This window comes from Nitrogeniibacter aestuarii (assembly GCF_017309585.1).
GTDB classification, from domain to species: Bacteria; Pseudomonadota; Gammaproteobacteria; order Burkholderiales; family Rhodocyclaceae; genus Nitrogeniibacter; species Nitrogeniibacter aestuarii.
In genome coordinates, this window is sequence record NZ_CP071321.1 from 3,222,699 (window position 1) to 3,246,975 (window position 24,277).

At 58.1% G+C, this 24,277-nt stretch carries 23 protein-coding genes; 1 reads left to right on the forward strand and 22 read right to left on the reverse strand.

Annotation, left to right across the window (positions count from 1 at the left end; translation table 11 throughout):
• The first annotated feature begins 132 nt into the window (after nt 1–132).
• A complete protein-coding gene (locus tag J0W34_RS15025; protein WP_227818011.1) occupies nt 133–1,059 on the forward strand; it encodes a hypothetical protein in 927 nt (308 codons plus the stop codon).
• Here the strand turns inward: J0W34_RS15025 and tilS are convergent.
• From tilS to J0W34_RS15135, 22 genes are all read right to left on the reverse strand, one after another.
• Nucleotides 1,038–2,369, reverse strand: coding sequence for a tRNA lysidine(34) synthetase TilS (tilS, locus tag J0W34_RS15030; RefSeq protein WP_227818012.1), 1,332 nt, complete (start codon nt 2,367–2,369; stop codon nt 1,038–1,040). The two genes, J0W34_RS15025 and tilS, sit on opposite strands and share 22 nt — an antisense overlap.
• Before the next feature lie 4 nt (nt 2,370–2,373).
• A complete protein-coding gene (locus tag J0W34_RS15035) occupies nt 2,374–3,342 on the reverse strand; it encodes an acetyl-CoA carboxylase carboxyltransferase subunit alpha (RefSeq protein ID WP_227818013.1) in 969 nt (322 codons plus the stop codon).
• A 77-nt stretch (nt 3,343–3,419) separates the two neighbouring features.
• The gene (locus tag J0W34_RS15040) at nt 3,420–4,586 is read right to left on the reverse strand and encodes a glycosyltransferase family 4 protein (RefSeq protein WP_227818014.1); all 1,167 of its coding nucleotides are present in this window, start codon (nt 4,584–4,586) and stop codon (nt 3,420–3,422) included.
• A complete protein-coding gene (asnB, locus tag J0W34_RS15045) occupies nt 4,583–6,523 on the reverse strand; it encodes an asparagine synthase (glutamine-hydrolyzing) (protein ID WP_230969322.1) in 1,941 nt (646 codons plus the stop codon). Before asnB ends, J0W34_RS15040 begins: the two co-directional genes overlap by 4 nt.
• A 3-nt stretch (nt 6,524–6,526) precedes the next feature.
• A complete protein-coding gene (locus J0W34_RS15050) occupies nt 6,527–7,393 on the reverse strand; it encodes a glycosyltransferase (protein ID WP_230969323.1) in 867 nt (288 codons plus the stop codon).
• Nucleotides 7,390–8,181, reverse strand: coding sequence for a class I SAM-dependent methyltransferase (locus J0W34_RS15055; protein WP_227818017.1), 792 nt, complete (start codon nt 8,179–8,181; stop codon nt 7,390–7,392). The genes J0W34_RS15050 and J0W34_RS15055 overlap by 4 nt, the downstream gene beginning before the upstream one ends.
• Complete coding sequence (locus J0W34_RS15060) at nt 8,178–9,128, reverse strand: glycosyltransferase family 4 protein (protein WP_230969324.1); 951 nt, start codon at nt 9,126–9,128, stop codon at nt 8,178–8,180. Before J0W34_RS15060 ends, J0W34_RS15055 begins: the two co-directional genes overlap by 4 nt.
• A gap of 152 nt (nt 9,129–9,280) precedes the next feature.
• Nucleotides 9,281–10,297, reverse strand: a complete 1,017-nt coding sequence (locus J0W34_RS15065) for a glycosyltransferase (RefSeq protein WP_230969325.1) — start codon at nt 10,295–10,297, stop codon at nt 9,281–9,283.
• Nucleotides 10,298–10,442: 145 nt separating this feature from the next.
• Nucleotides 10,443–11,252, reverse strand: a complete 810-nt coding sequence (locus J0W34_RS15070) for a class I SAM-dependent methyltransferase (protein ID WP_230969326.1) — start codon at nt 11,250–11,252, stop codon at nt 10,443–10,445.
• Between the two features lie 3 nt (nt 11,253–11,255).
• The gene (locus J0W34_RS15075; protein ID WP_230969327.1) at nt 11,256–12,275 is read right to left on the reverse strand and encodes a glycosyltransferase family protein; all 1,020 of its coding nucleotides are present in this window, start codon (nt 12,273–12,275) and stop codon (nt 11,256–11,258) included.
• Nucleotides 12,276–12,311: 36 nt separating this feature from the next.
• Nucleotides 12,312–13,235 (reverse strand): hypothetical protein, encoded by a 924-nt coding sequence (locus J0W34_RS15080; protein WP_230969328.1) that lies wholly within the window; start codon nt 13,233–13,235, stop codon nt 12,312–12,314.
• 4 nt (nt 13,236–13,239) lie between these two features.
• Complete coding sequence (locus tag J0W34_RS15085) at nt 13,240–13,872, reverse strand: class I SAM-dependent methyltransferase (RefSeq protein ID WP_230969329.1); 633 nt, start codon at nt 13,870–13,872, stop codon at nt 13,240–13,242.
• A complete protein-coding gene (locus J0W34_RS15090; protein WP_230969330.1) occupies nt 13,865–14,770 on the reverse strand; it encodes a sugar nucleotide-binding protein in 906 nt (301 codons plus the stop codon). The genes J0W34_RS15085 and J0W34_RS15090 overlap by 8 nt, the downstream gene beginning before the upstream one ends.
• Nucleotides 14,763–16,523 (reverse strand): ATP-binding cassette domain-containing protein, encoded by a 1,761-nt coding sequence (locus J0W34_RS15095; protein WP_230969331.1) that lies wholly within the window; start codon nt 16,521–16,523, stop codon nt 14,763–14,765. Before J0W34_RS15095 ends, J0W34_RS15090 begins: the two co-directional genes overlap by 8 nt.
• Nucleotides 16,520–17,455 carry a hypothetical protein gene (locus J0W34_RS15100; protein ID WP_230969332.1) on the reverse strand — a complete coding sequence of 312 codons (936 nt, stop codon included), beginning with the start codon at nt 17,453–17,455 and terminating at the stop codon, nt 16,520–16,522. Before J0W34_RS15100 ends, J0W34_RS15095 begins: the two co-directional genes overlap by 4 nt.
• On the reverse strand, nt 17,452–18,330 hold the full coding sequence (locus tag J0W34_RS15105) for a hypothetical protein (RefSeq protein ID WP_227818025.1): 879 nt from the start codon (nt 18,328–18,330) through the stop codon (nt 17,452–17,454). Before J0W34_RS15105 ends, J0W34_RS15100 begins: the two co-directional genes overlap by 4 nt.
• Entirely contained in the window at nt 18,327–18,869 is a 543-nt protein-coding gene (locus J0W34_RS15110) for a GNAT family N-acetyltransferase (protein WP_227818026.1), read from the reverse strand. Before J0W34_RS15110 ends, J0W34_RS15105 begins: the two co-directional genes overlap by 4 nt.
• Nucleotides 18,869–19,615: a glycosyltransferase family protein gene (locus tag J0W34_RS15115; protein WP_227818027.1), complete on the reverse strand. Its 747-nt coding sequence runs from the start codon at nt 19,613–19,615 to the stop codon at nt 18,869–18,871. Before J0W34_RS15115 ends, J0W34_RS15110 begins: the two co-directional genes overlap by 1 nt.
• Before the next feature lie 10 nt (nt 19,616–19,625).
• Entirely contained in the window at nt 19,626–20,771 is a 1,146-nt protein-coding gene (locus tag J0W34_RS15120) for a DegT/DnrJ/EryC1/StrS family aminotransferase (RefSeq protein ID WP_227818028.1), read from the reverse strand.
• Nucleotides 20,772–20,780: 9 nt separating this feature from the next.
• Nucleotides 20,781–21,818, reverse strand: coding sequence for an SDR family NAD(P)-dependent oxidoreductase (locus tag J0W34_RS15125; RefSeq protein ID WP_227818029.1), 1,038 nt, complete (start codon nt 21,816–21,818; stop codon nt 20,781–20,783).
• Nucleotides 21,819–22,134: 316 nt separating this feature from the next.
• Nucleotides 22,135–23,115 carry an L-threonylcarbamoyladenylate synthase gene (locus J0W34_RS15130; RefSeq protein WP_230969333.1) on the reverse strand — a complete coding sequence of 327 codons (981 nt, stop codon included), beginning with the start codon at nt 23,113–23,115 and terminating at the stop codon, nt 22,135–22,137.
• Nucleotides 23,108–24,274: a 5-(carboxyamino)imidazole ribonucleotide synthase gene (locus tag J0W34_RS15135; protein ID WP_230969334.1), complete on the reverse strand. Its 1,167-nt coding sequence runs from the start codon at nt 24,272–24,274 to the stop codon at nt 23,108–23,110. Before J0W34_RS15135 ends, J0W34_RS15130 begins: the two co-directional genes overlap by 8 nt.
• Between the last annotated feature and the right edge of the window lie 3 nt (nt 24,275–24,277).

Below are 24,277 nucleotides of genomic sequence, written 5' to 3' on the forward strand. Positions count from 1 at the left end.
GTTTCTCGTGCCTGCACTGATGAGACAGACCCACCTCCGGATTTCTTACACCGCCCCCGACAATTCTTTTCCAATGCCGGATCGCGGCATACACTGGATGACCCGGTTCCTCCCTCGCTCGCCATGGAGAACATGCTCAAGAAGCTGACGAGACGCACGGCTCACGTCGCCACCCTGGCCCTCGGCCTGCTGGCGGCCAACGTCATGGCGAACCCGCACGCAAGCGGCGCTGACGCATTGCCAGTCGCCGGGTCTGCCAGCGAGGTTTTCATCGAGATCGAACCGTTCGGCTGGGGCGCGACCGACATCGACACGCTCCAAGGCCTGCTGCGCGAAGTCCACGCCATCTATGCCAATGCCCGCGTCAGCGCCGGCCCCGCCCGCTTTCATGTCGCACCCACCCATGACGGCCCGATCGTACTTCGGGATCGCGGGCCGGAAACGACATATCAGGTGCGCCTCTCGGCCAGAGACGGGCGCTGGTATCAGTTCGCGTACCAGTACGCCCATGAGCTGTGCCATGTGTATGCCAATTTTTCGCTCCGGCACATGTCACAGTCACGAACCAACAATGAACTGCAGTGGTTCGAAGAGAGTCTGTGTGAGGCCGCAAGCCTGTACTCACTCAGACGTCTCGCCGAGCGCTGGGCAGATCCGGGCCACCCCTGGCATCCCAGCGCAGCACTCTTCAAGCGATACGAACGACTGCTGCGCGAGGCGCCGCACCGGCAACTGCCTGACGGCGAGAGCCTGGCGCAATGGTATGAAGCGCACGCACACAGTCTGGGCACCGATCCGTACCAGCGTCAGAAGAACGAGGTCGTTGCCAACCACCTGCTCACCCTGTTCGAAGCCGCGCCCGGCAGCATTGCCTCCATGGCTTACCTCAGCCGGTGTGAAGGCGGCGCAACGGGGGATTTTGAAGCTCTGCTCAAAGCCTGGCACGCCGCCTGTCCTGACCAGCACCGCCAGATGATCGAGGAGACCATGGCCTTGTTCGGCATGACACCGCCCGCCGCCATTGAAACCTTGCCGGATCAGTCGATCACGTCGCAATAGATGTCGGGTCGCACCCATTCGAACACAACTCCCGCCTGCCCTGCGGGGCACAGGGCTTGCTGAGACTCACCGATCCGGGCGATCCAGATCGGCTGCCCATCGAGGCAAACCACCGGCAGCCGATCACGCTCCACCGGCGGCACCCCAGCCTCTTGGGCCAGTTGCTTGAAAGCTTTCAGCGGCCGGTTGCGCATGCGCATCGCGCATCCGGGCCAACGACGACGAACGCTCAACACACCCTGCTCGATCAGCGCGGCATCCAGCCCCATACCAACGACACGTTTCATGCACACCTCCCCCTCACCCCACGTCAACAGGGATTCGCCCGACCAACGTTCAACCGCATCCGGTACTGACGGAAGCGATGGTGTCAGCCAGAGGTGGTTGCGATAAGCGTGCAAGACCACATCGCCCAGGCGCAGGGTCAGTGATCTGTCGGCATGGGTATGGGTCACCTGCCTGAGCACCTCGGTCGTCATTGATTCATCCGGCATTCGGCTCGACATCTTCCGCAGCAGATGGCGCAGCAAGTTCGCCTTCCGTGACGGGCTGAGAGCCAGAAACACGGGCCGCGCTATCGGACGTTCGCCGCACTGTTCAAGATCAATCTGCGCGAGCTCATCGAGCATCTGCGCTGCCTCGGCAAAGTGCGATGCGGCCCGACCGAAGGCCGCATCCATGCCGGGAAAACGCGATCTCAAATGCGGCAAGATCTCCTGGCGAAGGAAATTCCGGCTGTAGCGGGTATCGGTGTTGCTCTCATCCTCGACCCAGCCCAGCCCGGACGCACGCGCCGCCTCTACGAGACAGGCCCGTGGCACGTCCAGGAGCGGTCGCAAGCGCCCCGGCTGACCCGGCACACACACCACCGGAGCCATGGCCGCGGCCCCGGCCACGCCCGCCCCGCGCAACAGCCGGAACAGAACGGTCTCGGTCTGATCGCCTTGATGGTGCGCGGTCACCCACCAGTTCGCTTCGCTGGCCGCCCACGCGCGATGACGAGCGGCTCGGGCCGCCGCCTCGAGGCCCTCCCCGGTGCGACTCAGTGCGACTCGGGTCACGGTGCACGGCACAGCGATCGCCCGGCAGGCGGCCTCGCAATGGGCCGACCAGGCATCCGCGTTGGGACTCAGCCCGTGATGAACATGATGCGCCAGCAGCTCAAACGAAAAACGCCCGCGCAATTGCGCGAGCGCATGGAGCAGTACCGTGGAATCGACCCCGCCGCTGTAACCCACCAGGAGCCGGTCGCCGGGCCCGATGCCGGCGCGGGCCAGGACATCGGCCACCGTCTCGATGACGATGGCCATGGGCTCAGCTGTTTGCCCCGTCCTTGAACTTGCCATAACTCATGAGCCGCTCGTAGCGCTGCTCGATCAGCTTGGTGGTCGGCATGTCGGAGAGCACGCGCAAGGCATCGGCCAAGGCCTTCTTGAGTGATTGGGCCATGGCAGCATGGTCGCGATGCGCACCACCGGTCGGCTCGCTGATCACCTTATCCACCAGCCCCAGCGACTTGAGGCGGGCCGCCGTGATGCCCATGGTTTCGGCGGCCACGCTCGCCTGATCCGCACTCTTCCACAGGATGGAGGCGCAGCCCTCAGGCGAAATCACCGAATAGGTCGAGTACTGAAGCATGAACAACTGGTCCGCCACGGCAATGGCCAGCGCACCGCCCGAGCCGCCTTCGCCGATGACCGTCGAAATGATGGGCACCTTAAGCTCGGCCATCACGAACAGGTTGTGCCCGATCGCTTCGGACTGCCCCCGCTCCTCGGCGCCGATGCCCGGATAGGCACCGGGCGTATCGACAAACGTAAACACCGGCAGGTTGAACTTCTCGGCCGTGCGCATCAGGCGCATCGCCTTGCGATAGCCCTCAGGCCGTGGCATGCCGAAATTGCGAAGGATCTTTTCCTTGGTGTCCCGCCCCTTCTGGTGGCCGATCACCACGCACGACTGCCCGTCGAAACGCGCCAGACCGCCCACAATGGCCTTGTCATCGGCAAAGGCCCGGTCGCCGTGCAGTTCCTGGAAATCGGTGAACATGTGCTTGACGTAGTCAAGCGTGTACGGCCGTTGCGGATGACGCGCCACCTGACTGATCTGCCACGGCGAGAGCTTGCCATACAGGTCTTTGGTCAGCGTCTGGCTCTTGCCTTCGAGGCGCTTGATCTCTTCCGAGATATCGACAGCCGAATCGTCCTGCGTATAGCGAAGCTGGTCGATCTTGCCTTCAAGTTCGGCGATGGGCTGTTCAAAATCGAGGAAAGTGATTTTCATCGAATCCGTATTCCGTCTGAAAAATGGCCTGTATTGTAACGCTTCATCTGTTAGTCAACCGAACAAAGATGGCCCGGTTACAGCACCTGCCGATTCAACCCCCTGACCTTAGACTCGTGACGAATCCGCTCGATCTGCAGCGCAACGACTTTCTGCTCGTCGTAAATGCTGAGTGCTCGCTCACGCCCGGCGAGTCCCAGCCCACGCCCCCATTGGGGGTCGGCAGCGAGGCGGCCAATTGCTGCCGCCAGATCAGTGGTCGATTTCAATGGCACGAGCAATCCGGTCTCTTCATGAACGACCTCCTCTCTTGAGCCACGAATACGGGTCGCAACGACCGGCTTGGCCATCATCATCGCCTCAATGATGGTACGGGGCATACCCTCCCGCCAGGATGGCAGGCAGAACACATCCATGGCACCGACCAGGTCAGGGATATCATTGCGCAGGCCGGGCGCCACAAGGCGCAAGCCCAGCACGCGCTTGGCATCGGCAAACTCCTCGTCGATACCGGCAGCGTGATCACTTGCCAGGCGCTCACCGATAAGCAAAACGTAGAGGTCCGGATATTCTGGCGCAAGCACGGTCGCAGCCTTCAGGAATTCGGCGACGCCTTTCTCGCGCACCAGTCGGCCAACGAGACCGACAACGTAGGCTTCCGAAGGGATGCCAAGCTCAGCGCGCACACTCAGCGCGTCTCGCACCCGTGCAGGATCGAATGCCGATACGTTTACTCCGTTACCAATTGCGACAGTGCGGTCAGCCGGACTTATACCTTCAACCACGGCATCGTCCGCGTCCTCATTACTCTGACAGAAGAGAAGGTCCGTAAAGCGGCCGCCGAAGCGTTCGAGCCCAACAAATACCCTGCGCTTCCACGGCGGCATTTCATCGTGAAAGTAGAAACCATGGGCTGTGTTGACCACGAGCGGAACGCCCGCAATGCGGGCGGCGAGACGACCGATCAGCGCCGCGACCGGCGTATGCGTGTGGACGACGTCGAATCTCTCGCGCTTGAAATAGCGCGCTAGCGCCCATACCGACCGCAAAGCCAACCATGGATTCATGCTTCTGGCGATCGGTACCGTATGGACACGATAGCCATCGGCCCGCATGCCCTGCACGTAATGTCCATCAGAACACACGGACGTGACTTCCCAACCTGCTTCCACCATCCCGTCGACCAACGGCAACAAGAATTTCTTCAGGAAGAAATCAACATTACACAACTGGCAGACTTTCACGTCCAACGCTCCCGCCACGCCTGAAACATCAAGATGTTCCAGAGCCAGTGCTGGCAGTTTTGGCGCCCCGACAGATGGTTAGCCCATGCCTTTCGGATCAGCTCTGGTTCGAGCCAGCCATCCTCGCGCATCCGTCGCTCGTCGAGAAGATGCTCAGCCCACTCTCTGAGCGGGCCTCGTAGCCAGGCATCAATCGGCACACCAAAGCCCTGCTTGGGTCGCTCAATCAGATGCCGGGGGACACGCTTGTAGAGCACCTGCCGGAGCAACCACTTGCCCTGCCCGTCGCGAATTTTGAAACGATGCGGCAGTGCTCCAGCAAATTCAACAACCCGGTGATCAAGCATGGGTATGCGAGTCTCCAGACTGACCGACATGGCGGCCCGGTCGACCTTGGTCAGAATGTCATCCGGCAGGTAGGAGAGCAGGTCTTCGATCATCATCTGCTGAGCAAACGAAGCCTCTGGGCATCGATCATCGAAATCCTTCCTCTGCGCCAACGCGAACAACGGTCGTGACGCAGGAGCAGCGCGTACGACCTTGTCTGCAGCGAGGTTTTGGGCGGTCAGCCGCTGGTAGAGTTCTTGAGGACTACCGGCATCGAGAAGACCGGCCAGCTTGTGGATGCGGTCCCCCATCATGGGCTGCATAAATCGCTGTGGAAGCGCACGCCCAAGAGCATCCCATGAGGCGGGCGAGATCGAGCTTAGGACACGGCGTAACAATGCCCGGACGGAGGTTGGGAGCGGAGCCATTCGCCTCCATATGCCGGGAGCAAAGAGATACCGGTTGTAGCCGCCAAATAGCTCATCGCCGCCATCGCCCGAGAGACATACCGTGACGTGCTGTCGAGCCATCAAGCACACCAGGGCCGTTGCCAACTGCGACGAATCTCCGAAAGGCTCATCGTAGATTTCGCTCAACCGTGGAATGACTTCCATCGCCTGACCGGCAGAAAGTATGAGTTCCGTGTGGTCGGTACCGAGGTGCTTGGCCACGGGTCTTGCGTATCTCGCCTCATCGTACGCTTCGTTGTCGAAACCGATCGTGTAGGTCTTGACCGGCTGTTGAGACACCTCCTGCATCAGCGCCACCACAGTCGACGAATCAACACCACCGGATAGGAATGCGCCGAGCGGCACATCCGCAATCATTTGACCAGATATCGACTCCTTGAGCCGGGACTCGAGCTCACCGACCGCCGCACCGTCATCGAGCAGCATTTTCTCGTTGCCCCAGTGATCCACCGCCCGCCAGTATGGGCGTGGCTTCCTAGCGGGCGACAGTTCAGCCACATCACCAATACGCAAAAAGTGTCCCGGCGGTAACTTGAATACGTTTTGCCAGATCGTTAGTGGCGTGGGCACGTACCCGAAACGAACAAGACGTTCGAGCGCAAATCGGTCTATTTCACCCCGCCAGCCAGGAAACTGGGCGAGCGCCTTGAGTTCCGACCCGAAGAACAGTGCCCCATCAGTGAAACCGTAATACAGCGGCTTCTCGCCAAGACGATCTCTCGCTAGCAAGAGCGAGCCCAGGTCGCGGTCCCATACGGCAATTGCAAACATGCCCGCCAGTCTTGGCAGCGTCGCTTCGACGCCCCAATGCGAGAACGCTGCGAGCAAGCTTTCAGTATCCGAATGGCCCCGCCATTCTTGCGCAGGGAGATCCTCGCGTAGCGCGAGATGATTGTAGATCTCCCCGTTGAAGGCGACGACCAGGCGTCCATCGCTCGAACACATCGGCTGGGCGCCCGCAGGCGACAGATCCACCACTGATAACCGCCGATGCCCCATGCCGAAACCCCGATGCGTTTCAACCCAAACGCCGCGTTCATCGGGGCCTCGATGCGTCAAAGCATCGGCCATTCTACCGGCAATGGCCTGCAGATCGAGGCCTGAAACGGTCCGGTGCCAGAATCCAGCAATGCCACACATGCCTCAGCCTCCGGCGGCCCTAGCGGTGACACGCTTGGAGTGAGACCGATCGCGCAACCAGCGAAACATGGCGCCAAACATGGCCTCGGGCAGTACCCGATGCGCCGCCAGCCATAGGAAGTACAAGCGCAGCGGATAGGTGGACGGCCGTCCGCGCCACAACCTCCACTGGCTGAAGATTGACGGCCAACGATACAAGCCCGGATGACGATCCTGAATCTCGCGCCACAGCGCACCGTGGAGTCTGTTTGACTGGGAAATCAGCATGCCTGAACTAGCCACGCGGTAATGAAATAGCGGACGTGGAACAACGGTGCCGAAATATCCGCGGGCACCGAGACGGATGTTGAATTCCCAATCCTCGTAGCCGCGACGCATCGAAGCGTCGTAGCCGCCGACTTCCTGCCAAACGGACTTGGGAATGAGCAGGCAATACGGCATCTGGTTCAGGAACAGCTGTTCGAAGAAATTGTACGACTTGCGTAGCACACCACTCGCCTCGCCTTCCATTTGCATGTGCGCGTAAGCGAAAGCGCAATCCTGCTGGGTCTGAAGCGCCCTCATGAGCGACTCGATAGCGTCGGGCTCAATCCAGTCATCGGCGTCCAGTGGTAGAACAAAGTGCCCGTTCGCGGCCTCAAAACCTCGATTCCTCGCCGCCGGCAAGCCACTGTTCTCCTGTCGAATCAGGCGGACACCCTGCAATCGCGACAGCACTTCGACCGTTTGCGGATCAGACGATCCGTCGTCGATGACGACCACTTCGACCTCTTCCCAACTCTGGCCACGCACCGACGCCACCGTCTGCTCGATCGTCGCGCCGCTGTTGTAGCAAGGGATCACGACGGAAACAAGCGTTCGCTGAGTCATCTCGCAATAACCTGTGGCGAGGCCAATGAACATTCAGCCCAGATTTCACCCCATAGGGTTGCCATGTGATCGATCACAAGACCTGCCTGTTCGGCCTCTGCCTGGAACTCTGCGAGCGTATGCTCAATCTTGTGGTCATCATCCGAGCGGAAATCAACGCCCAGTTCCCTACGCAGCGCCATTTGCCAATCCCTCTCGAACAGCGGAACACGGATCAGGTAGCGCGCGGCATGGGTGGACGTCTGAAGCGCGACCAAAAGGCCAACCCGGTCATGGATGTGTTCGAGCACATTGCTGAGGACAACAACGTCCCATGGCCCCTCCGGCACGGATTTGGTGGCATCCCCTTCATGGAAGCGCAGATTCTCGGGGTTCTCAGAAGAGCGTGCTTGAGTGAGGCGCGGAACATCCTGGTCGACGCCGACAACGACACTGTTCGAATGAGCCCGCGCGATACTGCGCGCCACAGCACCATAACCGCAACCGATATCCAGAACCCGCTCGCCATCCGTGATCCGATTGACAAAGAAATCGTGGTACCGGGTCAGTCGATGTTTCGGATGCTCGGCTTTGCCGTACGCCATCGCACGCTCATTGATCGTCAGATCGAGTTTATCCTTGATCTCCAGTAACCGTCTGAGCCCTTCGGCCGGATCACGCTGCCTCGATTCGAGCACGAACATCCCAAAAAAGACTTTCTTTCGCACCAATGCCGGAACGACTCTCCATAGCGTCGAAAACAACCCCGCCAAACCTAGGGCAAAGCGCTTGGTCGCCCCACGAATCATGATCTCTCCTTGACTAAACGATTGAAGACGACTGAATGGCGCTCAATCCAGTGCTCGATGTCGAAGCGGGCAACCGCCCTTTTCCGTGCGTGATCCGACATGACCGGCTGGCGTTCGGCCACCTGCAACATGGCATCTGCAAGCGCGGAGGACTCAGGCTCATGGTGTCTTTCGAAGTCTTCTTCAACCCAGACCCCGACGCCAGCATCCGGCCCGACGAGTTCCGGCACACCGCCCGAATGGGAGTAGACGATTGGGAGCCCGCTCGACATCGCTTCGAGTACGGTGTTTGGGCAAGGATCATTATGCTTGGTCATCAAGTAGGCGTCGGCCGATTGGTAGATCCCCGGTGCCTGCTCCTGTGTGTAGGCTCCGGTGAAACTCAAATTCTCTCCAATGCCGGCCTTTTCAGCCCGACGACACGCGTGACTGACAACTTCTGGATCAACCCACCCGGCAACCACCAGCTTCGCTTCGAGTCCTGCCCGCGTCACCTCGGCCAATGCGTCGACGCAGCCGTCGATACGGTAGGCCAGATGTCGGCCGATCTTGCCTGTCAGCAGAAATACGAAAGGGCCTTCGTGCTCATCGCCCCGACTGCGCGGCGTAAATCGGCCCGTGTCGATAGCATTGAACAGAATCTCGCCTTCCCCGTCGCGATCGCCCAGAAAGCGGTCAGCGCAGCGGCGACAGAACTCGCTCTGCCAGAAAATGTAATCCGCAGCGTGGTAGGAATCCGCCATCTTGCGATTTTCTCGCGCCCAGTCACCCTCGAACCAGCCCGGATAGAACACACCATTCTGGTTATGCACCATCGGAATCCCTCGGTGTTTGAGAACAGAGAGCGCGAATGGGGGCAGATAAGGCGCGTTACTCAGCAGATAGACCAGTGAGTAGCCCTGACGGTATTCCGGGAAAAACTCCTGCAGCCGCTTGACCTTGACCAATGGCCCGCCGACATCACCGCTACGGGCACCTCCATAAAAGACCCTAACGTCCTGCGGAGTCGGCCAGAGCGTATCCGACACGGTCTTGAGGCCGAGCGCGGTCCGGTAACCTGTTCGCGCCAAAGATTTGAGAAGTGGGTCATGTTGCCGAGTCACGCGCGCAAACCCATGTCCCTGAGCAAAGGTTCGTACACTTCCGAGAAATGCGCATCCCCCACCACCGACCAGTCATAGGCCGCGACTCGGTCACGCGCGACCGCCTTCAATTGGACTCGTTTCGCGACATCCGACAACAGGCTCGCTGCGGCGGCATGCGTTGCATCGATGTCTCCGACATCGGTGAGGCAGCCGGTCACGCCATCGTCAATCACATCAGGCGCCATGCCGACCCGTGATGAGACGACGGGCACACCCGAGGCCGCGCATTCTAGGAGCGACTTAGGCCCGCCCTCTTCGCGGCTGGTCATCAGATACAGGTCGAGCGCATGGTAAGCGTGAGGAACGTCGAAGTAATTCTCGAGGTAGTGGTGGGAATAAGGGATTCCCCGGGAGTCCAGCCCCTGTTTGACATAGCCGCGCGCCGGTCCGGTAAGCACGACGAAAACCGGGAAATCGCGGTTGAGCCTTTCGACAGTCTCTACGAAAAGGTCTGGGCCCTTGATCAACTTGGGCTCCATCCCATCACCCCAGCCGACACCGTCTTTCTGAAACGATCCGATCGCAACCATACCGTCAGGCACGCCGAAACGGCGCCGCGCCTCCATGCGTTCTGCATCCGTCGGAAGTCGAAAGCGGGTTGTGTCGACGCCGATCGGAATCAATGCCAACTGCTGAGCAGGCACACCCCACGAAAGCAATCGCTCATGGACTGATCTGTTTGCGACGATAACCCGATCAATGCGGTCTAGGTGCTTGAGAAAACAGTCAACATGCCGCGCCATCTCCGGGCCGTCTTCGGGCTTGCCATGGAAGTAGCTGATGACCACCTTGTTCGATGTTGACTGGTACGGATGCCACACTTGCCACAGGAACTGACTGCCGAAGTGCGCCACTGCCCCCGTCACCCGTTCAGGACTTGCGCAGATTCCAGCCACCCCAGGACTGCGCAGGTTGATTCGCTCGCAAATCTGTATGCCATCCCAGCGAATGGACCAGTTCTGGCGCTCCACGATGAATGAAACCGGCCTGTTTGCCACACGCCTGATTCCAATCGAGGCCAGCCCCCGCCAAGGCGCAGCCACGACCGCGCGAGCCAGATCTTTCGCTGCTACCAAGTTGCAGGCTCCCCGGTAGGATTCAAAAGGAAAGTCGGCATCACTTAAGCGCGCCTTCTTCGAACGAAGCGGGACGTCGGGCCACCGCCAGCGCCATATGGGCAAATACCCAGCTCGGCAGGACAGGCGCAAGCGCGACCGACATTGCGCGCGTCAGAAACCATTCGTATTTGAGGCCAAGCTCGTGATGCAACGAACGAAGCACCCCCTGGCGCTTATGAATCGGATGAATACTCTCGATTTCGAAGCCACCATTGATCAGCTCACGCGCGAGCTCCGCGCGCGTGAAGCGGTACTGGTAGAAACGCTCACTCTGAGGTGCGACCGCCGGCCTGGCCAGGCTTCCCCGCACGCTTTGCCTGACGTTATCAAGCGGCACTGAGATGAACAGATACGCCCCCGGCTTGAGCAAACGGTAGGCTTCTTCGATACATGCCTGAGGCCCTGCCTCGAAATGCTCGAAAACGCCCCACGAAAAATACGCGTCGAAGCTCTCGTCCGCGAATCCCGTCTTTCGAATATCGCCAGGAACAAACTCGACGCCTGGAAACCGCTCTCCCAGCTTTGCAATTGTCGCTCGACTAATGTCCATACCGACAGCGTCGTAGCCACTCTCACGCAAGTGAAGCACCCATTCGCCGACTCCGCACCCACCGTCCAGCACCCTGGCACCAGGCTCGAGCGCTTCGAGGTAAGGACGCATCAGTTTGTATTCGTCCTGCCGCTCGATTCGTTCGGTGTTGCCCTTGATACCACCGTTCTTTTCCCATACGTCGGTCCAATAGGATTCAACGAAATCGTCTTCCGACTCAATGTTGCCGTTCGAAGATTGGATGTAATCTTTTCTCATGGCTCACAGCGGTAATTGGTTTCTGAGAACAGCCCCCGGCTTTCTCCAGAGCTGACGTTTTTTTAACAAGCCTTCCCGGTCATCGAGCATGCGCTCAAACAGCGCAACGTAATTCTGAGTGGTGCGCGCGGAGGTGTGGGGATAGCTGGGCATCTGATCAGCCCAGTAATCATATTCATCAATGTATCGTGTCAGTGAATTTTCGAAATTGTCAGGCGTGAAGCACACACCAAAGCCGTCACAGTACTCCGGCATACAGCCACTGTCTCGGTACAGCAACGGTAGCCCGCACAGAGCCCCTTCGTTCTGGTGGTTCCCGCCCGGTTCGTTGATTGACGCGGTGAGGTAGCCATGGTGACGTCTCAGTTCGCCGGCTAGAGCTTCACCATCAAGAGGCGCAACGTGCTTCGCGGTCGTGAAGCGGAAGCCAGAGGGTAAATTACCGACGTAGGTAAATTCGATTCGATCTCTCCACTCCGGCTGGTCGAGCATTCTGTCAACGCGGGAATAAATGTCGAATCCCTTCATCCAGTTTCCGCCCCAATGATGGGTCACCAGCCGGAGCGGCCCGCGCCTCGCCCACCGAGACCACCCGAGAGGATTGAATGTCGCCGTATCGGCACCGTTGGTGATGACGCTTGACTGCGATGAGCACTGCCATAGATCCAGATCCTGCAGCCAGCGACCGACGAAGACGGTATGGTCTGCACAGTAATTGACCGTCTTCAGTTTGCCATTGATGCTCCGCGTGTTTTTTCGCTCATCACATTCATTAATGCGATGCACGACCAACGCGCGCGGATTCCTGAACAGAAGGTATCTCAACACCGCGCCTGACGAGAACGTCAGGTTTGGATGGCGCCATCTGGGATCGACCATCAGTATGATGTCGATATCAGCGTCGACTAGAGTGGTCACGGCGTGATGCCCACGGGCAAGCAATGCCTCGCTCAGTGACTTGACGAAGCGATTCCCGCCGCCCCATGGCCCATCCTGAATCTGAAATCCGATCGCAACCTTCATCTGAGTGCAGAGTCTGGCGTCAGACCGCCCGAGCAATCATGACTTGATTGCATCGCGCAGCGCGCGTATGGGCTGTTTGGCCAAATTGACGAGGTCCTGCCCTTTCGCTCGCAGCCTGTCTGCGGCGCCCGGATGCACCGCCCAGGACGGCTGTCCGAGATACGCATCGCAGGCGTTGTAAAAATCGACAGACAGCGGATCAATCCTGAAGCGATGCTTCATCGAGCCGCGCTGGTGGGCAAGAAACGGCTGACCGTTGAGCTGAAATTCGTCGTGGTACGGATTGCACCCTTTCAGCGCTTTGGCGTCTGCACTGGTGGGTTTGACAATATCAAGCGCGAGGTAGGGAATCTGGTGATTGTGCAGATAAGAGGGTACCTGCCACCCCGTGTCCTTGACGACGAAGAAACCGATGGGCAACTGGTAGAGGTCGGACAACTCCTGAGTAGTCACTTCGATGAAATTGTCTTTATCCGGCATGACAGTCAGACCGGAAAAATCGTAATCCGGCGACATGGCCATCCAGGTCGTAGACGGCTTGTTCTTGTACTGTTGATACTTGGTGTCGCCGGTACTGAATCCACCAATTCCCTCCAGCCGCGTCGCCACCACGCCAACTGCATTTTCGCCCGTGAGCAGGTCCACGATCACCCGATCCCAGTCCTGCATCAGAATCGTAATATCGGTGTCGGAAATAACGTTGATATCGCCCGGCACGAAACGCGAAATTGCTGTGTCGATAGACATCGCATGCCCCTTCGACCCACGACCGAATTTGAGCGCAATCGCTTCGTCGACGATACCGCTACCGTCCAGAGCCTTATGAGACGCACTGTCAAGGCAGTAAGCATAGTAGTGAACCGGGATCGACCCAGTGCTCAGCCCTTCGTAATTCGCTCGGACGTACTCGAAGTAGCGGACAGAGTTACTCGACACCGTGGCATGCACATGAATTTTCACTGACTCACGCCTCCTGCCACGACAATTGAGTGGTTCGACGACGACAGATCGTCAGACCCGGGTGCACCGGGATCGTCATCATTTCGAACGCGTCCGTCTGCCTTGACAACCGATCAATCGCAAGATACCCGTCGCCGCACCGCTCTTGAGAGGTCGCTGCCGTATCGATCGGGTGCGTGTCATGAAGCATCATGATTCCGTGCGGCGTCAGCAGTTCGAAATAGTGAGAGAAATCGGCATCGACTGCCTGTTCGGAATGGTCGGCATCAATGAAGATCATATCGAAGGTTTCGCCCTTCGCTTTGAGTTCAAGTGCGCAATCGACCGACTTCGAGCATATGAATCGCGTTTTGCTGGTGCGATTCATTGAAGCGCCTGCCTCTTCGGCAATGTCGACGCCCGTCAATTTACCGGCAAACGGAATCATCTGGTTGAAAAGCCCGCACCGAAAAATGCCGACTTCAAGGTAACGCTCGGGACGCACCACACTTGCCATGTGTAGGATGAAATCCTGATGCCACTTGTGATCCACACGCCCGTCATGTCGCAAGGGTACGGATCGCAAGCCGACGACTTTTTCGAACGCTTCGACAAGTTTACGCTTAATCCGGTAAGCGTGATCACCATCGTTATGCATATTCTGACAACTCCAAAACCATTTGCTCAATCGTGGGAGCGAGCTCGAAACCAGCTGCGCGCCAGAGGGAATCATTCACACTGGGGCGATTCGTAGCGAGGCGCCGGTCTACGGCGCAGTCAGCTTCCATGGGGATAATCGTGATGTCTTCGCGGTCGAAAGCGCGCGCGAAAGCGCACAGTAAATCGTGCTTGGTGACTGAATCGGCTGGCACAACGTGAGTATCGAATCCGGCACAAGCAGGGCTGCGCATCACTCCTTCACACAGGCGCGCGAAATGCATCGCGGTGACGCCGTTCCACCAGTGATTGGTGAATCCGCGAATCGTGGCGCCACGCTCTTGGTGAAGAAACCAATTGAGCAGCGAGAACGAACTTGCCAGTTCGAACCCGACGATGGAGCACCGCAGATTGATGGTGTGCGGACTGGTGACCTCACCCAGGCTCTTGCTCAAACCGTACAAATCAGTCGCATCGTGCCTGTCCGTCTCGACGTAAGCACCTTTTTCACCCGAATAGACGCAATCGGTTGCAATCTGAACGACGCGTGTTCCGCTTCGTTCGGCTGCCTGAGCCAAGGTGAGCGGGAACAAGGAATTTGCCCGGAGTGTATCTTCCTTGTCTGAAAGAGATCCTTCGCGAATACGTTGCTTGATTCGCCCGACCGCGTTGATGACGAGATCATAGCCTTCGATCAGCCGGGCAACCGAATCGATCGATGCCGAGTCTGCGTCGAGAACGCTCCACACCACATCGCGACTGAAACGCTCAAGGCCCTCGGGAATTGCGCCGGTGCGCGTCGTGACTGTTGTGTCAACATCTTCGACCCTGGCAAACCATTTCGTGAGGGAGGCACCCAGCATTCCACTGCCTCCCAACACCATAATTTTCTTATTCATGCCACTCCTTGACCGGCTCACCCCGCTCCACCAATGCCTCACCTGCAACCTGTGTCACTCGACCTTCGCTGTCAAACTGAACTATTGAATCTGCAATCGCTTGAACCGCATCCCGGTGGGTTACCGCGATGATCGTGACCTCGCCCTTCAATTGGCGCACTGTATCGATGATGGCCAGTTCCGAGTCAGCGTCCAGATTCGAGGTCGCTTCATCCAGAATCAGCAGGTGCGGCGAGCGCAGAAGTGCACGCGCAATCGAGAGCCGCTGTTTTTGACCCGCTGAAAGGCCACCTCCCTGCTCGGACAAACGGTGCTCTAGGCCCGCACCGGATTGAGAGATGAAACCGCAGTGGGCCTTGGCCAATGCCTGCCACATCTGCTCGTCAGTTTTCGACTCGGACTGACCGAAGGCGAGAAACTCACGCACGGTACCGTCGATCACGAATGGATCTGGGCCAACGTACGCTGCGGTAGCCAGCAGGCGATGTTTGACGTCGAAGGCCTCAAACGCCCCCTCGCGAGTGCTCACCGTGATTGAACCCTGATCAGGACGAATCAAGCTGGATATCAACAGTAGCAGCGTTGTCTTGCCAACGCCGGACGGCCCGACGATCACTGTCGCACTACCTGGACCGAATTCAAGATCGATCTTCTCGAGGCCACGGCACGCGCCCGGCCAGGCGTAGTCGACCTCCTTGAGCGTAAGGCCGACCCGATCAAAACCACTGACGGCCTGACGGGAATGGTGAAGCTCGCTCCGGATAGCTTCATCGACCGGCGCAAGGTCCATGCGACACCAATCGGATAGCACCTGTAGTCGTGGCCAGTTGCCACGAATATTGGCCGTGACACGCGCAACCTCTGCCAGAGTCTGGAAAAAACGCATCACCATGTAGAGATAGGCAATCAGGGTTGCGCTGTTGTCGGCGAACACCTGCGATCCCTGGAGCGCAATCAGAACAACTGCGCAGATGCCGACCACCTGAGGTATGACGCCTCTGGCTGACGCAAACGAGTAGTAACGAAGCGATGAGTTTTCAAAGCGCGAGATCAATGCGTGCTGATCTTCAACTTCGCGGCCAAGCCGGCCATGGATGTGGAGGAAGATCGCGTTCTTCACGCCGCGCATGAGGCGATCGTTTACCGAAGCCAGAGACTGCTGAATGTCGGCCGAGGCGCGGGTGATCACGCCATCAAGCAACCGATGGGCAGGGGTGAGGAAAATAAGCAACAGGAGAACGGCTGCCGTTGTTTCCAGCGAGTAAACCAGCAGGGTGACGAGCGTGGCACCCAGCATCAACAGGCGCCCCACAAAATAGTATGACGTGCTGACCGCGGCCGCACTGCAAAGTGTAATGTCACCAAAGAGAGTTGCAACACGACCCGAGGCCACTTTGCCGTCGGCGAGTGACCATTGCGCGATCAGACTTCTCACTCTGGCCTCGAACGCGACCTGAGTTGCCCCTGTCGAAACACTGTTGGCCCAGACCGTAAGGGATTTCAAAAGTCCGGCAGCAACGAACAGCATGGCCTCGGATGCAGGGGAGCCGGGGGCGCCCAGCAAGGGCATGTCTGCCGATCCGCTCACGAGACCAATCGACACAAAAAAGCGCTGCAAAGTCAGTGCGAAACAGAAGTCGAACACGAAGGCGAGCAATCCCGTCGCTGTCGAGACACTACCCCAGCGGCGGGATCGACTCCCGCCAAGCCGGAAGGCCGAACGCCAGACCATCATGCCATCCGACATGCTCATGCTTCGCTCTCGATTTCGCGAACGACGGTTTGCCAGTCGTCCCGTTGACGCACAATCTCAACTGCTCGACGCATTGCATCGTCGCGTGCGTGCGAATCCATGGACTGAATCTCGGATACGATTCCTGGCACTTCAGAGACATTTTTGAAGTGCCTGATGGTAGGCACTTCATCAATATCGTAGGCATCCGCGTCGACATCCCAATTCCGGATCGCAAAGCAACCTCTGGCGGCCACTTCGACATCTTTGATCCAAAGGGCATTTCTCGGAATCATCTGACCATCGACACACCATGGATCATCCTCGGTGTGAATGTAGATCTGGATGTCACCAAGGGATTCCAGATAGTCCGAGTAAGAGCGCGAGCCCATCACGTCCACATGCAGGCCGAGCGCGGACAACTCATCGAAAAACTTTCTGCGGTGAGGATGCAGCGACCCCTGAAACCCAAGGGCGACACGTCTATCGGCCCAAGCGCCTCCCATAACGCAGTACTCGGGGAGCATCCCCATACGCACAAAACGCGCCGGGACTCCCTTGCTCACGCAGAACTCGGTCCACCAGCGTGTCGTCATCAGGATCGCCCTGATGGTCAGGCGGTCGGCAAAGACGGGGTATGCGCCCCGGCTGGCGGAATCGTCGATGTACGCCTGCCACGGATCCTGATCGTAAACAAAAACCTCTCGACCACTCAGGCGCTTTGAAACAGCATCCACCTGGCGAAGCAAGGTACGCTGCTTCATCGCCAACAGCACCCGGTCAAACGAATTCGGCCAGATCAACGGATTGAGGAGGAACTCTCGCACACTGCAAATTTTCAGGTCGAACTTTGTTTTCAGCGCCGCCATGAGCTGATGCTGATAACAATTGCTCATGACGTATTCAGTCGAATCGACGATTGCGAGCAGACGAAGTCGGGCTTGGGGCTTCATGCGGGAGCCTTCCCCCGCCACGCAGAGGGGTGGGTCGAGATCCGGGCGGCGCCGTAATCATTGATTTTACTATGCCTGGTTGCTTGGTAGCCGGTCGTCTCAAGTTGCTTGGCGTTTCCATAGCTTCCAGACACCACACGATCGCGATCAGACCATGAAATCAATGACCAGAAGATTCCGCCGTCGAGCACTCCGATGAGTTCGTGGCGCTTCATCATCTCCGCGAAGAAGTCGCTTTCTGCAAACGCGTCGTAGGTCCGGAGCTGCTCAAATACAGTCCTCAGATCGCCGATCCGGTGTAGAGCGGGAAGCTTCGGGTGGAGATTGGAAATGAACAAGCCATTCTGATCTTTCACACGCTTGAACCAAGCCTTCTCGCCTGTGATCGCATTTTTCAGTGCGATGTGCGAACGCTCCTTGTGGAAAGGAAGAAACTTGAGCCGTTTATCATAGCGCCAGCGCTGACCAACCGAAAATTCCTGGGTACGAACCGACGAGAGCTCAGGATGCTGATCGAGCAATTGCTCGCACGAGTGGAGTGCGGAGAAATCGGAATGATAGAGGTCTGACTCAATCATGTAGATAAAGTCCATCCCCTCAAACGCAAACTGATCGAGGTGATCCAGCACCCACTGAATCGCCGTCCAATATCCCAGATTCGTATCACTCCGGCACACGTGTACCGCGTCGGGGAGGCCGTCCAGATGCTCCGGAAATGTTGACGCGTTGTCGAAGACAACCAGCCTGTCGAGCAGATCGAGCGCGCCCAACCGATCGACGAGGTTGTCGCACACCTGCAGCGCAAGGTCCCTGCGTGAAGCATCTCGCGAGCAGGTCACCAGCAAGAACAGCGTGCGATCAGGTGTCTGACTCACGCCTTTTGCCTCCACTCACTCGCGAGCAACCCCATCGATACGAGATCTTGAAACCGGCCATCGCGAAAAATGGCCTCACGCTCCCGTCCCTCTTCCACAAAACCAAGTTTCTCGTAAAGGCGCAATGCCGGCTCATTACTCTCAAGAGTGACCAATGCTAGCCGGTTCAGTCCGCATTGGTTGAACAGATACTCGAAGAAATAGCCGTACATCTCTGACGCGTAACCCTGACCTCGAGCGGCCGGAGCAACGTCGGCTCCAACAAATGCACTGCGATTCCAGTGATCGATACGATCAAGCCGGAAGACACCCACAAAATCGTTCGCTGCGCGCGTACGAGCCACATAGCGTTTGGAAGAGCAAGACTGGCTCACTGACCGAAACCAGGCAAGCTGAGACTCCTCAGAGACGTGGGCAACGTCGGACAGCCGCATCAACGTCGAATCCTCGTTGTGAAGCAGCCGAGCCTCTTCCGCGTCGCACTGCTCCATGATGCGGATGATCAATCGAGATGTTCCGTTATCCGGAAAAGGATTCATCAGGCTTCCACCCCAAGTTTTTTTCTAACGAATGCTTCGACTTCGATCACAAGACGCGCGGGATCGTCCTTTAATCGAAGAAAGGCCTTCTCGAATCGATCATTCGCGTAATCATGGCTGTTTCTCATTCGCCAACCAGCGCTCATCGCCCCTGCCAGCGCCCAAGCCCTCGCCTCATCGCGCTGCTGCAACCACACCTCCGCGCAACGACTGATGACTTCACGTTGCTTCTTGAGGGCTCGATGCAGTCCAAAATGAAACGCCTGACGCGAATGAGGAAACTTACAGTGCCATCCAATCGGAGCAAGGTGCGCAGTTGCATCACCCTTGAGCACCAGATCGTGATTCCGGTCTGCATGATCAGCAAATAGCCGACTCGACGCCTGTCGAAACTCGACACGCGGTGAAAACGCGTTCAGTCCCGCAATCAGGCGATCGGTGAAATAGTCATGCAATAGCATTTGAGCACCGGTGACTCGACGATCCGCAAATAGCGCGGCAATCCGTTCAAGAGCAGAATCGCCGTTCAGTATCGTGTCGGCATCGACTTTGACGAACAAATCGTGATCTGCCTTTGCATGACCCCAAGCAGCCCACAAAAGGTTGTGAGCCTCGAATTCCGGCTGGTCCGAGATTACACGGTGCGTCACCTGAACGCCGATTTGGGATGCGATTGCCGAGCAGCATACTTCGAGCTCAGCTTCACCGCACGCCAGTGTGCCAACAAATATCCGGGGAGCGGTCATCGAGGCCGAGTTATAAACCGGCGGCGATGCTCAGAACCCGGTCTGCGACAAGCCGACAGTCAGCCTCCGACATCCACCACCCACATGGAAGCGAAATTTGCCGGCGCCCGAATTCACGCGTACCAGGCAAGTCAGCCTCGAACGGCTGAAACGCCGTATAGATGTCGTTGGACAGGTGCACGAGACCCGCAGCGATGCCCTCGGCATTGAGTCGCTCGATCAGTGCATCACGCTGCGATTCAGTCCCGGAAAACAGGCAGGTATAGACCCAATAGCTTGAGATTGCATCCGCAGGCACCTTGATCGGCTCAATCAATGCCGTGGCGGCAAAAGCCTCGTTGTACACGGCACCGTTGGCACGATGTGCGCCAAGGAGGCCCTCAATATGCGGCATCTGCGCAAGACCAATAGCCGCTGACACATTATTCATGTTGAACTTGTATCCAACCTCTTCGGGGAGTATATCGGCACTCCAACGCTGGCCTTTCCATTCACCCTTTTCATCTTTTGCCGCTTCGCGGTCGTAGCCAAACCACTTCAGCTTGCGGGCGAGTACGTAATGTTCGTCGTCTCGGCATACGATCGCACCACCGTCGCCCGACGACAGATGCTTGATCGCCTGGAACGAGTAACAGGTGAAATCGGCGAAATGGCAGACGGATTTTCCTTTCCACTTTGCGCCGAAGGCGTGCGCTGCATCCTGAATCACCGGGATACCGTGACGCTGCCCGACCTCATAGATCGCCTCAAGGTCACACGGCGTCCCAGCCCAGTTTACGTAGGCAATAGCGCGCGTTCGATCCGTGATTTTGCGTTCGATGTCTGAGGGAATAATCGAACCACTCAACGGATCAATGTCTGCCCAAACAATATTTGCCCCCAGATTGACGATTGGCGTATTGGTTGCCACACACGTCATCGCTGTCGTCACGACTTCAGTCCCGGGCTCAACGCCTGCAAGCTTGTACGCAATCGTCAGTGCACTAGTACATGCATTGGTCAGGACGAGGTTTCGCGTGCCAAGAAAATCGGTCAGTGCCTTCTGAAACTCAGTGACCTGAACGCCCTCGTTAACGAAGCCTGATTCGAGTACCTCGCGCACACCCGCCAGCGCCTCTTCAACTGGCATGTGAACCTTGAACAGGGGGAAATTCATTCGCTCGTCCTAGCTGGAAGTTTTGATTTCTTCGATTTCCTTGCCCACGAACTCATTCATGGACCGGGTAAAGATACCCAGGGAGTCGAGATATGCTGCGAGTTCATCCTTTGGCATCACGTCCTGATCAGACGCATAGTCGAAAATCTGAGCATCCAGCGCGACCTCGCAGTGCGCGGGGATCATCTTGTAGTAACCATCCTCATCGCGCACACGAATGGATTCCGGCCGGCTAATCAAATCCTCGTGGAGCTTTTCCCCTGGACGGATGCCAATCGTGCGGATCGGTTTTCCGTACTTCTCCGAAAAGATTTCGGCAAGATCCTTGATTCGCATGGACTTAAGCTTGGGAAGCCACATCTCGCCCGACCTTGCGCCCAGAATCGTCGCCACGATCAAATCGATACTTTGATCAAGCGTCATGATGTAGCGCGTCATTTCAGGGTGAGTAATCGTGAAGCTCTCTGCGTGCTCGGCCTGGTGGCGGAACAGCGGGATGATCGAACCACGCGACTCAAGCACGTTTCCGTACCGCACACCGATGAACCGGGGGCGATCGAACGCAAGGGACGAACTCGTCACCAATCGCTCGGCGATGGCCTTGCACATTCCATAAACGTTTGCCGGCGCGCAGGCCTTGTCGGTGGAGACCATGAGCACGGCGTCAAGTTGAGAGAGGCGATCAACCTGACGCGTCACTGCTTCGACGACATTCCGGATACCGAGGATATTGGTCTGCACACTCTCGTAGGGCGACAATTCGCATGTATCAACCTGCTTTAGCGCTGAAGCGATGATGACAGCGTCCGGATTCACGCGTAGCAGCGCCTCCTCCACCCTGGCCTCATCTCTCATATCGCCCACAACAAAGCGCACATTCTGGTCAGCAGAAAGCTGGTTCTTGATCGTCCAGTGCTTGGCCTCGTCTCTCGAGAACAGAATGAGTTCGTTATCACGAGACAAGCGGCGCACAAGAGCCCGCCCCAGCGAACCGGTACCACCAAAAATCAGTACTTTCTTACACGAAAAATGCATCATTTTTCCCATTACACTTTTGCCGACGATTTCGGTTGAAGCTGCTTGGCAAGCAAATATTCTCTACAAATCGGAATATCTGATCAGGAGAACACCTGATCGCAATCCGCCAACGATTCGCAAACCGTCGCGTTCGGGGTCTGCGAGGAACCCTTAAGCTGCCGCATGAGAACGCCCAAAACCCTGAGGTTCACGCTTGAGCCCATGGCGCGAAGGCCAAGGCATAACAGTAGTTTCTTAAGCGCGATATTTTGCCACACATGACTACGTTTGGTTGGATTGATCCCGGTCGCCGGAGCCCACGGAGACATTATTGCTGCCTGCGAACTCAACCCGTGAAGACTGCTGCTCGGCTCAGGCGATCGTTAACGGCCCTCCACTCTGCGTGAGGTGGAGGCACTTCGATGAAGATTTTCGCAGTACCACACTGGTCTAGCCAGCGAAGACTGGCGTACAAGCGATGTGCGTAGGCCGCCGGATCGCTTGGCGCCATGCGCCAAACCGACCCTGGCGGCGGGGCGTCGTCGATCAGCGTGCGGGCAAGTACGGCGAAATTTTCGCCACTTGATCGCGCCTGAGTAACCGCTTTGAAGAGCTCAATCGCGCTTACCAAGGACACGGGCGTTACCGGCGCATAGTGCGACGCGAGAGTGCCGCTGGCACGCGGCGCCCCGGCAGTCATCTCGTTGGACTCCAGCACCACCTCGCCTGCCACGCGAGCTACTTCTTCCTTGGTGATTCGGCCCGGGCGGAGCAGCACAGGCGCGCCTCTTGAGACGTCAATAATGGTCGACTCGATACCTACTTCACACTCACCACCGTCGAGAACGACAGCCACGTGTTCGCCCAATTCTTCGGAGACATGCGCCGCCCGTGTCGGACTAATGCGACCGAACCGGTTCGCAGATGGCGCGGCAACTCCACCACCGAATGCTTTCAATAGGGCCAGCGCGATCGGATGAGAAGGTACTCTCAGACCGACAGTGTCCTGCCCGCCTGTTACTTCATCGGGCACGCTCGGCAGTCGCTTCAGGATCAGGGTCAACGGTCCAGGCCAGAAAGCTTTGGCGAGGCGTTTCGCAACAGGGGGTACATCGCTTGCCCAATCCTCGACTAGATTTGCAGAGGCAATGTGCACAATCAGCGGATGATCTGATGGTCGCCCCTTGGCGGCGAAGATTTTCAGGACGGCTTCGGGATTTCTTGCGTCGGCGGCAAGCCCGTAAACAGTTTCGGTCGGCATGCCGACCAGCTCGCCTCGCCTCAATGCCTCGACGGCGTTTTCCAGTTGTCGAGCGAGCTCAGTCATCAGTGATGCCGATCGCCTGCCGAGCCGCCATCGCAACCTTGAGCGCGTGTTCGACGGATGAGTCGATCACCGTGAAATGCCCCATCTTGCGCCCGGGCCGGGCGTGGTGCTTGCCGTAGAGGTGAAGACGCAGATTGGGGATGGCGTACAGCACCGACCAGTCGGGTTCGTGTGAGCGCTCGCTGTCCTGCAGATACCACAGATCACCGAGCAGATTCACCATGACCGCAGCGCTGTGCGCAGACGGGTCTGCCAGCGGCAAGGCACACAGGGCGCGCACTTGTTGCATGTATTGGTCGGCGATACTGGCGTCAATGGTGGCATGGCCGCTGTTGTGTGGCCGCGGTGCCATTTCATTCACGTACAGCTGACCACCGCTGACGAAGAATTCGACCGCCAGCGTACCCACGTAGCCGAGGCGCGTGGCGACGGTGTCCGCGACCTGACGAGCCTTTTCGGCGAGTGCATCACTGACTCGCGCCGGCGTGATCGACACGTCGAGAATGCCTTTTCGATGCTGGTTTTCCGCCACAGGGAAGACCTTGACAGCTCCGTTGACTTCGCGCGAGAGCACCACCGAGACTTCGCAATCGAGCGGCAGGCGCTTTTCGAGCATGCACGGCTCGGCACCGAAACCCTGCCAGGCCTGAACGGCTTCGTGTTCATCGTAGACCGTGGCCTGCCCCTTGCCGTCGTAACCGAAACGGGCCACCTTGAGAATTGCGGGGAACATGTCGGCCGGGACGACTTTGAGGTCATCCGCTGTTTTCACGGCGATGAACGGACCATGCGGCAAGCCGTTGTCCGCCAGGAAGCTCTTCTCGGCAATCCGGTTCTGGCACACGGCCACGGCGGACGCGCCCGGGCGCACCGGCACGAACTTGGCCAGGTACTCAAGTGTCGCGGCCGGCACGTTCTCGAATTCGGTGGTGACCGCCGCACAGACCTCGGCCATCTGGTCCAGGGCAGCGAAATCTTCGTAATCCGCCAGCAGGTGACGCTCGGCCACCTGGCCTGCCGGGCTGTTCGGATCCGGATCAAGCACCCAGACCTTGTAGCCCATTTCGTGGGCGGCATGGACAAAGAAGCGGCCCAGCTGACCGCCGCCAAGCATGCCGAGGGTGGCCGGCGGCAGGATGGAATCGGCGATCGGGTTCATGGC

Excerpts from the sequence above, each read along its gene's own strand:
- J0W34_RS15025 (WP_227818011.1), top strand. The coding sequence starts at position 133 with ATGCTCAAGAAGCTGACGAGACGCACGGCTCACGTCGCCACCCTGGCC.
- tilS (WP_227818012.1), bottom strand. The coding sequence starts at position 2,369 with ATGGCCATCGTCATCGAGACGGTGGCCGATGTCCTGGCCCGCGCCGGC.
- J0W34_RS15035 (WP_227818013.1), bottom strand. The coding sequence starts at position 3,342 with ATGAAAATCACTTTCCTCGATTTTGAACAGCCCATCGCCGAACTTGAA.
- asnB (WP_230969322.1), bottom strand. The coding sequence starts at position 6,523 with ATGTGTGGCATTGCTGGATTCTGGCACCGGACCGTTTCAGGCCTCGAT.
- J0W34_RS15050 (WP_230969323.1), bottom strand. The coding sequence starts at position 7,393 with ATGACTCAGCGAACGCTTGTTTCCGTCGTGATCCCTTGCTACAACAGC.
- J0W34_RS15055 (WP_227818017.1), bottom strand. The coding sequence starts at position 8,181 with ATGATTCGTGGGGCGACCAAGCGCTTTGCCCTAGGTTTGGCGGGGTTG.
- J0W34_RS15070 (WP_230969326.1), bottom strand. The coding sequence starts at position 11,252 with ATGAGAAAAGATTACATCCAATCTTCGAACGGCAACATTGAGTCGGAA.
- J0W34_RS15075 (WP_230969327.1), bottom strand. The coding sequence starts at position 12,275 with ATGAAGGTTGCGATCGGATTTCAGATTCAGGATGGGCCATGGGGCGGC.
- J0W34_RS15085 (WP_230969329.1), bottom strand. The coding sequence starts at position 13,872 with ATGCATAACGATGGTGATCACGCTTACCGGATTAAGCGTAAACTTGTC.
- J0W34_RS15090 (WP_230969330.1), bottom strand. The coding sequence starts at position 14,770 with ATGAATAAGAAAATTATGGTGTTGGGAGGCAGTGGAATGCTGGGTGCC.
- J0W34_RS15095 (WP_230969331.1), bottom strand. The coding sequence starts at position 16,523 with ATGAGCATGTCGGATGGCATGATGGTCTGGCGTTCGGCCTTCCGGCTT.
- J0W34_RS15100 (WP_230969332.1), bottom strand. The coding sequence starts at position 17,455 with ATGAAGCCCCAAGCCCGACTTCGTCTGCTCGCAATCGTCGATTCGACT.
- J0W34_RS15110 (WP_227818026.1), bottom strand. The coding sequence starts at position 18,869 with ATGAATCCTTTTCCGGATAACGGAACATCTCGATTGATCATCCGCATC.
- J0W34_RS15115 (WP_227818027.1), bottom strand. The coding sequence starts at position 19,615 with ATGACCGCTCCCCGGATATTTGTTGGCACACTGGCGTGCGGTGAAGCT.
- J0W34_RS15120 (WP_227818028.1), bottom strand. The coding sequence starts at position 20,771 with ATGAATTTCCCCCTGTTCAAGGTTCACATGCCAGTTGAAGAGGCGCTG.
- J0W34_RS15125 (WP_227818029.1), bottom strand. The coding sequence starts at position 21,818 with ATGGGAAAAATGATGCATTTTTCGTGTAAGAAAGTACTGATTTTTGGT.
- J0W34_RS15130 (WP_230969333.1), bottom strand. The coding sequence starts at position 23,115 with ATGACTGAGCTCGCTCGACAACTGGAAAACGCCGTCGAGGCATTGAGG.
- J0W34_RS15135 (WP_230969334.1), bottom strand. The coding sequence starts at position 24,274 with ATGAACCCGATCGCCGATTCCATCCTGCCGCCGGCCACCCTCGGCATG.